At 40.5% G+C, this 12,856-nt stretch carries 8 protein-coding genes and 2 pseudogenes; 7 read left to right on the forward strand and 3 right to left on the reverse strand.

Annotated features, from left to right (window positions below):
• Window positions 1-159 precede the first annotated feature (159 nt).
• From BACCOP_RS08720 to BACCOP_RS08735, 4 genes and pseudogenes are all read left to right on the forward strand, one after another.
• A complete protein-coding gene (locus BACCOP_RS08720; RefSeq protein ID WP_007565224.1) occupies window positions 160-546 on the forward strand; it encodes an ISAon1 family transposase N-terminal region protein in 387 nt (128 codons plus the stop codon).
• Window positions 512-1,503 (forward strand): annotated as a pseudogene (locus BACCOP_RS21405) (ISAon1 family transposase). The gene BACCOP_RS08720 and the pseudogene BACCOP_RS21405 overlap by 35 nt, the downstream one beginning before the upstream one ends.
• 14 nt (window positions 1,504-1,517) lie before the next feature.
• A pseudogene (locus BACCOP_RS08730) lies at window positions 1,518-2,360 on the forward strand (glycoside hydrolase family 28 protein); the annotation flags it as partial.
• Between the two features lie 8 nt (window positions 2,361-2,368).
• Window positions 2,369-3,889 carry a rhamnogalacturonan acetylesterase gene (locus BACCOP_RS08735; protein WP_007568356.1) on the forward strand — a complete coding sequence of 507 codons (1,521 nt, stop codon included), beginning with the start codon at window positions 2,369-2,371 and terminating at the stop codon, window positions 3,887-3,889.
• Window positions 3,890-4,112: 223 nt separating this feature from the next.
• Here BACCOP_RS08735 and lacZ read toward each other — a convergent pair whose 3' ends face one another.
• The 3 genes from lacZ to BACCOP_RS08750 form a co-directional block, all read right to left on the reverse strand.
• On the reverse strand, window positions 4,113-7,217 hold the full coding sequence (lacZ, locus tag BACCOP_RS08740; RefSeq protein ID WP_007568358.1) for a beta-galactosidase, LacZ type: 3,105 nt from the start codon (window positions 7,215-7,217) through the stop codon (window positions 4,113-4,115).
• A gap of 145 nt (window positions 7,218-7,362) precedes the next feature.
• Window positions 7,363-9,657, reverse strand: a complete 2,295-nt coding sequence (locus tag BACCOP_RS08745) for a bifunctional dihydroorotate dehydrogenase B NAD binding subunit/NADPH-dependent glutamate synthase (RefSeq protein WP_007568360.1) — start codon at window positions 9,655-9,657, stop codon at window positions 7,363-7,365.
• Between the two features lie 453 nt (window positions 9,658-10,110).
• Window positions 10,111-11,223 carry a glycoside hydrolase family 10 protein gene (locus BACCOP_RS08750; protein ID WP_007568364.1) on the reverse strand — a complete coding sequence of 371 codons (1,113 nt, stop codon included), beginning with the start codon at window positions 11,221-11,223 and terminating at the stop codon, window positions 10,111-10,113.
• 434 nt (window positions 11,224-11,657) lie between these two features.
• Here BACCOP_RS08750 and BACCOP_RS08755 point away from each other — a divergent pair, with 434 nt between their 5' ends.
• The 3 genes from BACCOP_RS08755 to tnpB all read left to right on the forward strand — a co-directional run bounded on the left by BACCOP_RS08755 (window position 11,658) and on the right by tnpB (window position 12,763).
• On the forward strand, window positions 11,658-11,936 hold the full coding sequence (locus BACCOP_RS08755) for a tetratricopeptide repeat protein (RefSeq protein ID WP_007568366.1): 279 nt from the start codon (window positions 11,658-11,660) through the stop codon (window positions 11,934-11,936).
• Between the two features lie 79 nt (window positions 11,937-12,015).
• Window positions 12,016-12,384, forward strand: coding sequence for a hypothetical protein (locus BACCOP_RS08760; protein ID WP_009131422.1), 369 nt, complete (start codon window positions 12,016-12,018; stop codon window positions 12,382-12,384).
• Between the two features lies 1 nt (window position 12,385).
• On the forward strand, window positions 12,386-12,763 hold the full coding sequence (gene tnpB, locus BACCOP_RS08765; protein ID WP_007568369.1) for an IS66 family insertion sequence element accessory protein TnpB: 378 nt from the start codon (window positions 12,386-12,388) through the stop codon (window positions 12,761-12,763).
• The last annotated feature ends 93 nt before the right edge of the window (window positions 12,764-12,856 follow it).

The raw sequence follows: 12,856 nt of genomic DNA on the forward strand, positions 1-12,856 counted from the left end.
ACAATTGACCGGAAATGGCCGGTACAACTTTGCTACATGGAAAGCCAACAGAAGAAAGGCCAGCAATAGCGAGATATGAATCACAAGGAAGTTTCGGGTCAGTAGAAATTTCGTGGGGGATTATTTTTTATACTCGTAAAGTATTGCTTACTTCGCATTATGAAAAACGATTATTTGAACATGCTAGCCAGCCTCGTGTTGCCGGCTCAGATATTAGATTACTTTCTTATCTCTGGAGTTGAACAAACCTCTCAAGAGATTCATATTAGTCTGGATGAAAAGATGAATTCCAAGTTAAGCAATGACGAACATTTTGAATCCAAAGGTTTTATGGAAGCTGTTAATGTGACAGACTTTCCCATACGGGACCATAAGGTAATCCTCAAGATCAGACGTCGTCGTTGGACGGACTTGCGCACAGGTAAAAGTTTCAGTATTCCCATCGACCTCGATGTTGTAGCCAAGGGAACCAGATACTCCAAAGAATTTGGGGCTTTTTTAAAAGAAACGTATGGAGACATCCCCAGTGACCTGCCGTACGCTTGAGGAATTCTATCATATAGATGGTCATACATTTGAAAAACAGTACAAGGAGGTTCTCAGCGGATATCGTAATTGGGAACAGTTATCCCATGCCGGTGAATGGATGCTGTTTCCGGAAAATATGGGACCGTATCTGGCGATTGACGAGACCTCACTCTCCAACGGTGAACTTTACACCTTTGTAACCAACCGTGATGCCTGTACGAGAGAGTGCTCCCTGGTAGCTGTCGTGGCAGGAACTAAATCAGAGGATGTAATAGCTGTGCTGCAACGAATTGACGAGGAAAGCCGTTATGCCGTTAAAGAAGTGACACTTGACCTACGGTGTCGATGCGTAAGATTGTACGGACTGCATTTCCTGAAGCCAGCCGTGTAATAGACCGTTTTCACATTCAGAAATTAGCTTGTGATGCCGTGCAGGAATTACGCATCAAACACCGTTGGGATGCCATACAGCAGGCCAATGAGGAAATGGAAGAAGCTAAGCGGAAGAACGAAGATTATGTCCCATACCGATATTCCAATGGCGACACCCGTAGGGAATTACTTATACGCTCCCGGTATCTGCTTTTCAAGTCAGCTGATAAATGGACGGAAAAACAGAAGCAAAGGGCAGCAATCCTATTTGAGGAATACCCTGACATCAAAAAGGCATACGGTTTGTGCCATTCCCTGCGGATGATTTTCTCTAAGAACACCATAAAGGACGCTGCACGTTTGGCTATGGCACGATGGTATAATAAAGTAGAAGAAGCAGGGATGCATTCTTTTAATGTCATTGCTGCTACTTTCTATGAGCACTATGATGAAATACTGAATTTCTACAACCATCGTTCTTCAAATGCGATGGCAGAATCGTTCAATGCAAAAATTAAACTGTTCAGAGCAAATCTAAGAGGAGTAGCTGATAAGAAGTTCTTTTTATTCCGCATTGCGAAGCTATATGCGTATCCCCACTAAATTTCTACTGACCCGAAGTTTCCATAGAAGAACGTAATTTTGGTGAAGGATTCTACCTCCGCCCGCAGCTAATACAGTTTTTCGACTGCAAGAATATCACGATAGAAGGAGTATTCACCACTAACGCACCCTTCTGGTGTGTTCACTTGCTGAAATCAGAAAATATTATTTGCCGAAATATCCGTTATGACGCCAAACTTGTAAACAATGATGGTATAGATCCTGAGTATACACGTAATCTTTTGATAGAAAATATTGAATTCAACAATGGCGATGACAACGTAGCCATAAAATGTGGACGTGATAACGACGGATGGAACACAAACAGACCTTCAGAAAATATCATCATACGTAACTGTAAGTTTAAAGGACTGCACGGCGTAGTATTAGGCAGTGAAATGTCATCCGGAGTGCAAAATATATTTATCGAAAATTGCACATATGGAGGTTACTGCAAACGAGGTATCTACATGAAAACCAATCCTGACCGTGGAGGATTTCTACGTAACATCTATGTAAACAATTGCCAGTTTGGTGAAGTGGAAGATTTATTCTACGTTACTTCGATGTATGCAGGAGAAGGAATGGACAACAACCATTACTCTGAAGTATGCAATATCTACGTAAAAGATATCAGTTGTAAAAAAGCATCGGCGGCAGCTATTGTCTTGCAGGGTACCCTTGCCAAACCTATTCATCATGTAACATTCGAAAATGTAAATGTAGATAAAGCAGGAATAGGACTAAGTTTCTCGAATACAGAAACAATCAGCATTAAGAATTGTAACCTAGGCGGGTATGTAGGAATACCCTCAACTGCTAGTCAGAAAGATAACTTATTCAACAAAGACAAATAAAACACGCAATGAAAAGAAAATACTGGAGTCTGGGAGCATTATGGCTATATAGTACCATTTTACTTTCAGCACAAGAAGTACGAGTACACACCATTGGTGACTCAACAATGGCCGATTATGTAGAAAATACAACCCGTACACGCGGATGGGGAGAAATGTTTCAGGAATTTTTCTATCCGGAAGTAGAAGTAATTAATTACGCCCGGGGAGGATGCAGTTCACGTTCATTCTATCAGGAAGGAAGATGGGAGAAGGTAAAGAACAATCTTCGTAAAGGCGACTATGTCTTGATTCAGTTTGCACATAATGATGAAAAGGAAGGAGGAAAGGACGGTGCAGACGGAAGAGGTACTGCTCCATGGACTACCTATAAATCTTATTTGGAAAAATATGTGGATGAAACCCGTTCGTTGGGAGGTAAACCGATATTCGTGACTCCCATTGTAAGAAGATATTTCCAGAAGGACGGAACAATCAGCCCGAAAGGATGCCACGATCTGAGTATCGCTCCCGATGACTCTACATTAAATTATGTACGAGTAATGAAGTATGTAGCACAAGAACGGCACGTTCCAGTCGTAGACATGACAGCATCAACGAAAGCCTTTGTGGAACAATTAGGAGAAACAGCTACGGTAAAACAGATATATGTTCCCACTGACGGAACACATACACAAGCTACCGGAGCTGCATGCTACGCAGAACTTGCGGCAGAAGGTTTGAGAGAAAAAGATATCCTAAAAAAATATATACGTACCAATGTTCCTTTAATATTGAACCCTACCCTGATTAATTTTGATACGATATATGCAGGTGACAAAGCCACGAGATGCTTTGACCTGACTGGACTACATTTATCTCCCCAGCAGGGTACATTAAAAGTGAAAGCTCCAGAGGGTATGACGTTAACGGATTCTCCAGAATCAAAGGACGAAAAGAATGAACTCGTACTCACTTACACCAACGGAAAACTGTGGAACAAATGTTTTTACCTGCATTACACTCCTCGAAAAGCTAATACAGTCTCCGATTATGTGACAATCAGTTATGGGGACAATTGCCGTAAACTTCCGGTACAGGCTGTATGCAAAGAAGTAACAAACAGTCAAAATATCACAATACAGGGGAAAGTTACCGGAATGAAAGGAATTACTTTCAATGAGGGAAAATATACAATAACAGGAGCAAACTGGCCAGCAGATATTGATGAAGCTGCCAACCGGTATGTAGAAATCATAATAGAGAGCAAAGACAAGACTTTGCTTGTCAAACAAGTGTCTTTCATGTTAGATGGAGATATCTGTTATCGGGCAGCCTATGCAAGAGGAAAAGACTTTTATCCACGTACAGATATTGGAGAAGCCCAACGTCCGGTAGCAGGCAAACATAAAATAGTACTTCCGATACAAGCAACCCTCCAGCCGCATAAACAGCTGCATGTCCGACTCTTTCCATGGAGTCTGAAAGCAACAGATAACTTGTATTTCAATATTCAGGAATGTATTTTTGAGGCTACAGAAATTCAATAAAATTACTTCTTGCAAACATACATTTGTTTATAATCAGCCGAAAAAATAATTGTTTATCTGTTATCTTACCCAGCAAGACTTACAATAAACACCATCGGCACTCGGAATACCTAATATATTTATAGACAGGAACAAATAGTAAAGGGGAAATTTGAAAATGTTATCAGGTATTTTCAAATTTCCCCTTGCCTTTTACTTCAGTTAAAAGATCGCTCTACTTTATTTATCTATAAGAATGATAAACAGGAGTCATGATAAAGCTAAATTCATAATCACCATAAGGCAGCAGATATTGTGGCTCTGGAATTGCTCCCCAACTATCTACACAACCCAGTCCCATCTGAGCTTTATCTATCAATACATTGGTTAAATCAGCCTTTTCTACTTCATTAGAGTGTTCCTGCTTCTTCTCCCATCCAGAATCAAGAGATTCAATAGTATAGTGTAAAGCAGATGCTGAGAATGGAGCTTCAGCAACAAACATCAGTCCGTTTCCAGCAACATTCAGTTGTTTCCACCAGCGTATATCCGATTTCGTTCCATTTTCTTGCGGACGAATATAAGCATAGAACTGTTCGTCTACCGACTGATTATATATACCAAGATCAGTAGAAGTCTTACGATCTGCATAATTTTCAACCGGACCACGTCCATAATACGAAATCTTTTCAAAAGAAGCAGGCATTACCATCTGCATACCAAAACGGAACATGTTGGCCACTTTCGCGCTCTTATCTGCGGTCATTTTCTGAGTCACCTTAACAGCACCTTTATTGTTGATAGCATACGTTAAAGCCAACTTAGCCGAAACCTGTTTCATTTCATATTCAGCAGAAACAACAGCTATGCCATCGACCATTTCAGCCTTTAAAGACACTAATTTGATTCCAGGATTATTCCATACTGCATACTTCTGCTGCAAACCTGCTCCAAAATCATTATCGGTCGGAGCACGCCAGAAGTTCGGAGTCATAGCTTCTCCTTCTTTTATCATCTCCAAGCCATTTACTTCATATTTATCCATATATCCGCTCTGCTTATTGAACTGGATATTGAAGTTTTCTCCCTTTACAACTATACGGTTTACATTTTCATCTTTTATCTGCGGAACTACTACAGCTACGTTCTTCTCCTCTACATTGGCAAGATCCATTGCAGGAGCCTTATAAGGATTCAGGGTCAACTGTGCCTTGGCAACTACATGACCAGCCGGAAGCAGTCCTTCGCGATTTTTCTGAACGTATTTTACATTCAGCAACCATTCTGCACACTTACAAGTTTTGCCCAGATCAAGTTTAACATTAGTAGTCTGACGTGGAGCTACTGACAAATTTTCAACGCGTCCACTACGAACCGCCTTACCATTTTTCAATACCTCCCATTCCAATGCATAAGCAGATAAATCACGGAAGAAGTTTTCATTATAAACTTTAATCTCACCTTTTGATAAATCACCAGCACTGGTCCAGATGTTCTGATAGAAATAGCCTACTTCATACATATGTGGATTAGGCTTACGGTCAGGGCTGATCAGACCGTTATCACAGAAATTGTTATCACTGGCATCGAAACGGTTGAAGTCACCACCATAAGCATAAATCATCTTACCGTCTTTTCCGGTCCAGCGGCATGACTGGTCAACAAAATCCCAAATAAAACCTCCCTGATACTTCGGATATTTGCGAATCAAATCCCAATACTCTTTAAAACCACCTTCAGAATTACCCATCGCATGAGCATACTCGCACTGAATCAACGGTTTTGGACTATCAGGATTCTTTGCATATTCCTCACAGTCTTTATATCTGTAATACATCGGACAATAAATATCCGTTTTTCCGTTAAGGCCTGCTCTTTCATACTGTACAGCACGACTGGGATCTTCAGCCTTTACCCATTCGTAAGCAGCTTCAAAGTTTGGTCCGTAACCAGCTTCGTTACCCAAAGACCAGAAGATAATGCTTGGATGATTGAAACCACGCTGAACATTGCGCTGATTACGTTCTAAATGTGCTTTCTTGTATGAAGAAACTTTTGCCAGTGTTTTTTCTTCATACCCCATACCATGAGATTCCAGATTAGCCTCAGCTACTACATAAATACCATATTTATCACATAATTCATACCAGAAATTATCGTCCGGATAGTGACAAGTACGTACGGCATTGATATTAAACTGTTTCATGATCTGGATGTCCTGAATCATGCGTTCACGAGATACATAATATCCTCCGTCCGGATCCATTTCATGACGGTTTGCACCTTTAAAAAGTACAGGCTGTCCATTGACTAAAATTTGAGCATCCTTCAATTCTACTTTTCGGAATCCGACTTTCACAGGAACCACCTCACTTACTTCATTACCTTTTTTCAATGTAGCACGTAATGTATAGAGATAAGGAGTTTCTGCCGACCACTTATGAGGTGCATCAAGAGCAATGGTTGCAGACACTTTACCACTTCCTGCCACTTTCTTGGTTGCAACAACCTGATTCTGCGCATCAAGCAAATCCAGAGTCACTTTCGAACTGCCCTTCAACTTCAGCTCAACAGCCAAAGAACCGTTTTTATATTCGCTATCCAGATCGGGAGTTACACGAATATCATCTATACGGTTTTTATTTCTTGTATAAAGATAGCAGTCGCGGGCAACACCTGTATAACGGAAAAAATCCTGATCTTCCAAATAACTGCCGTCGCACCAGCGGAATACCTGAAAAGCAATTACATTCTTCTGCCCCGGCTTCAAATAAGAAGTAAGATCAAATTCAGCTTCCAGCTTACTATCTTCGCTATATCCGACATACTTTCCGTTTACCCACAGATACATATTCGAACTTACTGCACCAAAATGAGCTATGATATCTTTTCCTTTCCAGTCGGCAGGTACTACAATTTCACGACGGTAAGAACCTACATGATTGTTTTCTACCGGTACATAAGGAGGATTATTCGTAAACTGATTTCTCCATGCATAACCCACATTAAGATAAATAGGATCACCATAACCATTTAGTTCCCATACAGCCGGAACTTGTAAGTCATCCCATCCTTTATCATTAAAATCAACTTTCCAGAAGTCTGTAGGACGTGCATCGGCATTTTTTACCCAGAAAAATTTCCAGTTGCCGTTTAATGTCATGAAATTGTTAGAATGTTCCTTGATTGCCTGTGCTGCTGCATCCATACTTTCATAAGCAAAAAAGTTTGTATGCATCGGAGCACGATTGACAGCATTTACTTCCGGATCTTGCCATTCCTTGAAGGTCTGTGCCTGAGAAGAAAGTGCACAAGCTCCCAGGATGCCTAATAAAAGATGTTTTTTCATAATAAAATTAGGTACTCTTATATTAATAAAATTATATCAATACAAAAGTAGTGATTTTTAAATTATAAAAAAACAGGTCAGCCGGTTTATTACCAGCCAACCTGTTCTCTATAAGATTTATATACTAATATCAATTTTCTTCCGCTTACCCGCGCAACTGTTTATCCATTGCGGCAGCAGCACGGCGTCCGTCACCCATTGCCAGAATTACGGTAGCTCCACCGCGGACAATATCGCCTCCTGCGTAAATAGTAGGAATAGACGACTGCATATCATCATTTACAGCAATTGTTCCTTTTCGTCCTAATTCCAGTCCAGGAATCGAATTCGGGACAATCGGATTCGGAGATACTCCCACGCTGACGATAGCCATATCAATGTCTATTGTTTCTACAGCTCCAGGAATAGCAACAGGGCTGCGACGTCCTGAAGCATCCGGTTCACCCAATTCCATCTTCTGCAAAACAACTTGTTTTACACGTCCTTTTTCATCTGCTATATACTCTATCGGATTATGCAAAGTCAGGAATTCCACACCTTCCTCTTTGGCATGTTTTACTTCCTCCAGACGAGCCGGCATTTCTGCCTCCGAACGGCGATAAATAATCATTGCCTTTTCAGCTCCAAGGCGGCGAGCTGTACGTACAGAGTCCATAGCAGTATTACCACCACCGATAACAGCCACACGCTTGCCAAATGTTACCGGAGTATCAGAATCTTCACTAGCCGCATCCATCAGATTGACACGAGTCAGATATTCATTGGATGACATAATATTGATAGAATTTTCCCCCGGAATGTTCATGAAGTTTGGAAGTCCGGCACCAGATGCTACGAATACACCTTTATAGCCTTCCTGCTCCAATTCTTCCACGCTGATAGTCTTGCCGATAATACAGTCTTTGACAAACTGTACGCCCATCTTCGACAGGTTTTCTATTTCAACATCAACAATCTTGTTCGGCAAACGGAATTCAGGAATACCGTACTTCAGCACTCCACCAATTTCGTGCAAAGCTTCGAATACAGTTACATCGTAACCAAGCTTTGCCATATCTCCGGCAAATGAAAGTCCGGCAGGTCCGGAACCTACAACTGCAACTTTGATACCGTTCTTTTCAGCTATTTCAGGAACAGAAATCTGACCGCTTTCACGTTCATAATCGGCAGCAAAACGCTCCAGATAACCAATAGCTACTGCTTCGTGTCCCATCTTCAGGTGAATACACTTTGATTCACACTGCTTTTCCTGTGGACAAACACGACCACATACAGCAGGCAAAGCACTGGTCTGCTTCAAGACACGGGCAGCTTCGAGGAATTCACCACGCTCGATATTTTTAATGAATCCAGGTATATTGATACCGACCGGACAACCTTCCCTACACGATGGATTAGCACAATCCAGACAACGTTTAGCTTCTGTCAGTGCCTGTTCCTCATTCAAGCCTAAGTTTACTTCTTCTTTACGGCTGTGAGAACGGTACTCCGGATCGAGCTCATTCATTTTCACACGTGGAATGGCAGTACGTTCCTTCGGCTTCATTGCTTTACGTAACTCTGCACGCCACGGTGTATTACGGTCTTCAACAGCCTTCACAGCTTCACATGTATCAGGCTGTACAGCATCCAGTTTATGTATTTCTTCACGTTCAATATCCTTGAACGCTCCCATACGCTTCAACATTTCATCGAAATCCACCTGATGTCCGTCGAACTCAGGACCATCTACGCAAACGAATTTCGTCTTGCCACCCACAGTGATACGGCACGCTCCACACATACCTGTACCATCTACCATGATTGTATTAAGCGAAACATCGGTAGGAATTTCGTATTTCTTGGTAAGCAGACAAACAAATTTCATCATGATAGCCGGACCAATGGCAAAACACTTATCTACCTTTTCACGCTTGATTACCTCTTCAATACCTTCGGTCACCAAACCTTTCTTGCCATACGAACCATCATCGGTCATAATAATTACTTCATCCGAACTTTCTCTCATTTCTTTTTCCAAAATGACCAGCTCCTTAGAGCGGCCCGCCAATACAGTAATGACACGGTTTCCAGCAGCCTTCAGAGCCTGAACAATAGGCAACATCGGAGCTACTCCTACTCCACCTCCAGCACAAACTACTGTTCCGAAGTTCTCGATGTGGGTTGCTTTACCCAACGGACCTACTACATCGGTAATATAATCACCCTCGTTCAGTTCACACAAACGAGTTGATGACAGACCGACCTCTTGTACGACCAACGTAATAGTTCCCTTTACAGGATCGGCTTCTGCAATGGTAAGAGGCATACGTTCACCTTTTTCACCTACACGTACAATCACAAAATGACCAGCCTTACGTGACTTAGCAATCAGGGGAGCTTCGATTACCAGCTTAAAAACCTTTTCTGAAAAATGTTCTTTTGAAATAATTTTATTCATTTCCTCGTACTATAAGTTAGTTATTTTTTGCAATTCATTATATTTTGCAAAGTTACCACTAAATAAAATAATACCAAAAGAAATCTTCAAAATCGCAATTTCCGTTGTATATTTTTGTCATACAACGTTCTTAATTCAACTATAAAATCATAACCGTCATAAAAATCAACAGTCAGCGTACCATTTTTAAAAGGGATTTTACTATTTTATAAAATCCACAACTCTTCCACATAATATAAACATTTCACTAAGGTAAAACTATCGCCTCACTATAGTGAAATGATAGCTTCACTTGAATGAAACGTTCACTCCACCATAGTGAAACATTATATCTATAGGGAAAAAGTAGCATAAACATACCCAGCCATATAAAAAAATCTCCTCCGGATTCCCGAAAGATTCCGAAGGAGATTTCATTTTTGTAGCCTCACTACTTATATTGCTACAATGGCATCAGGGTTTTACCTGAATAGCTTTATCAAATTCAGCCCAATGTTCATCAGTCATATTGGCAGGAATAAACAATGCCACTCCAGCAGCTCCTGCTTCAATAGAACCACGAACAGCTTCACCGATTTCTGAAGGAATCAGACCGTGGCCTTCCGGATCTTTGATATTAGCCTTATTCTGCCAGTCACGACAAATGAACAAACCACTGTAAACAGGCTTCTTTCCATTTACGGAAGCTACTTCTTCTTTAGTTATTTCTCCTACCCAAGAAGCCGGTTCCAGATAGAAATCATTATAATTCATCGGGAAGAATGCATCGATATCCCATTTGTTCCATTCCTGACGAACCAGTTTTTTTGCATATGAGTCCGGACCTGGGAATACAGCAGCACTGACTTTTTTGCCTTTTGCATGAACTGCAGCCGCAATCTTATTTACCAGACTGGTAATACGGTTGTAACGGAACTGTTTCCATTCTTCACAAGTAGAAGGGTCTTCTACCGACTTGATATCGATACCGCTTTCAGCCTTGAAATCGGCTACACATTTGTCGCAGTAACAATAATCGGCTGTAGGATATTCTTCATTCATCACCAGACCATATTTATCCCAAAGTCCACGTGCCAGAATTACATCGACATAGCGAATATAATCCAGATGAATGAAATCAACTTCGGGAATCTCTGCAATCTTACTATATTCAGTAACCAGATAATTGATTACATCCGGATTGTTCGGACACATACATTTATAATAAGGAACATATGCCTGCACAGTATATGCCGACTCGCCTTTACGGTTTACCGCATACCAAGTAGAATCTGCATCCCCTTTCAACATTGCAGGAATCCATGCATGATACTCCAATCCGGTAGCATGAGCTATTTTTGCAGCACGAGTATGTTTTTCTACATTGAAACCACCCGCATTATAACACATACCTACCAGCCCGTGGTCCTTCCATTTTTTGAAATCGGACTGTATAGACGCTTCTGTAGCCTCCTCACCTTCTCCTTGCCAACCATATACAGGAATAGTTTTCACTGATTCATTTGAGCATGAAGAAAAGCCCAATACACATGCTACCGTAGCAGCCAATAATAACTTGATTTTCATAAATTTGATTATTTATTAATAATAAAAATAGTACTGTCAGCAAATATCAGCTGTAACATAAAACAGTTAAAAACTGAATAACTCTTATAAAGTAAATATAAATTTCTAAATAAAACATCCGATAATGCTGTTTTTTTTACATCCCGATATAATTTTTGTCTATTGAACCCACTTAATCTTCCACCAAAGACCTCATTACCGTTTTACAAAACACATCAAAATTACTTTCAATACTCCTATAACTATCCACATAATTAACCAAACAACTTTTTCATATGAAACATTCAAGCCCTACCTATAAGGTATTACATATCTACACATTATACAATCAGTAAAAAAATTTTTTTATCCATAAAGAGGAAATAATTATCCAAAATTCCTATTCGATTGAAAATAAGCTTTATCTTTGTGGGTAGACTAATATATTCAAAACCATGACCGAAAAGCTGAAAGAGATAAAGAATTTAATAGCCGAAGGTTCTACCGAACACGCTATCGACCAATTAAATCAATTAATCAATTTAAATCCTGAATATGCTGCCGAAGCATATTATTTATTAGGAAATGCTTTCCGCAAAAAAGGTGACTGGCAAGGAGCATTGAACAACTATCAGGAAGCCATTGCATTAAATCCGGATAGTCCGGCAGCAGAAGCACGGAATATGGTGATGGATATTCTTAACTTTTACAATAAAGATATGTTTAATCAATAAGTAACCATTCTATTTTCCGCCTTGACACGCATGTTCCCTAAACCTACCTTTGCGCCGTAACCCTTAAACAACAATGATTATGGCAAAAGAAAAAGTAAACTACCAGGAGGTATATGACCTCTATCAGTTATGCAGTGAGACCAAGGATCTTCGTGAGTTCTGTGCGGATTATGGAGTAAATTACGACAAGTTCATGAACTGGCAGCGTCATCAGCTATGGAGCGAAAAGTTAGGCAAGACAGTCCAGGTTGAGCAGCCCAAGGTTGCCAAAGTCCGGATAACCGGCAAGCCTTGCAACAGTCCAACCGTAAAGTTGGAGGTGAAACAACCTGAAGGTGAATCTCCGATTAAGTGGGTAAAACTGCAATTGACATCAGGTGCCACATTGTTCCTAAGAAATACCACAGTTCTTGATTTGAGTCTGTTGCTTAATAAAATGATAGGATGATATGCTTGGACTTAGCGCTAACCTGAACTATTACCTGTTCAACGGTAATGTGGATTTGCGGAAAGGAATCTTCCGCCTGTGTGAGAGTATAAGGGAAGAGATGTCACTTGACCCGAGCGATGCATCCAATGTATATATGTTCATGTCCAGGAACCGAAAAGTTGTGAAAATACTTCATTATGAACGCGGATTTTATGTGCTTTACGAGAAACGTCCTGTCATGGGGAGATTCAAGAAACCTGTGTTTGATGAAGTCTCCAAATGCTACCGGATACAATGGTCGGACATGGCCTATCTTACGGAAAGTATAGTAGTTGACAGATGTACGTCAGTCCGAAAGATTATATTATACATTGATTATCATAAAATATATAGATAAACGATAAAGTTTGCGTACTGCTGATTTTCGTACTTTATATCATGATTGATGAAAGGCCATACGAGTTACTTTGCTGCCAACTGGGTCTTGACG

The sequence above is a fragment of the Phocaeicola coprocola DSM 17136 genome (assembly GCF_000154845.1).
Classification (GTDB): Bacteria; Bacteroidota; Bacteroidia; order Bacteroidales; family Bacteroidaceae; genus Phocaeicola; species Phocaeicola coprocola.

Excerpts from the sequence above, each read along its gene's own strand:
- BACCOP_RS08745 (WP_007568360.1), bottom strand. The coding sequence starts at position 9,657 with ATGAATAAAATTATTTCAAAAGAACATTTTTCAGAAAAGGTTTTTAAG.
- BACCOP_RS08760 (WP_009131422.1), top strand. The coding sequence starts at position 12,016 with ATGGCAAAAGAAAAAGTAAACTACCAGGAGGTATATGACCTCTATCAG.
- BACCOP_RS08750 (WP_007568364.1), bottom strand. The coding sequence starts at position 11,223 with ATGAAAATCAAGTTATTATTGGCTGCTACGGTAGCATGTGTATTGGGC.
- lacZ (WP_007568358.1), bottom strand. The coding sequence starts at position 7,217 with ATGAAAAAACATCTTTTATTAGGCATCCTGGGAGCTTGTGCACTTTCT.
- tnpB (WP_007568369.1), top strand. The coding sequence starts at position 12,386 with ATGCTTGGACTTAGCGCTAACCTGAACTATTACCTGTTCAACGGTAAT.
- BACCOP_RS08720 (WP_007565224.1), top strand. The coding sequence starts at position 160 with ATGAAAAACGATTATTTGAACATGCTAGCCAGCCTCGTGTTGCCGGCT.
- BACCOP_RS08755 (WP_007568366.1), top strand. The coding sequence starts at position 11,658 with ATGACCGAAAAGCTGAAAGAGATAAAGAATTTAATAGCCGAAGGTTCT.
- BACCOP_RS08735 (WP_007568356.1), top strand. The coding sequence starts at position 2,369 with ATGAAAAGAAAATACTGGAGTCTGGGAGCATTATGGCTATATAGTACC.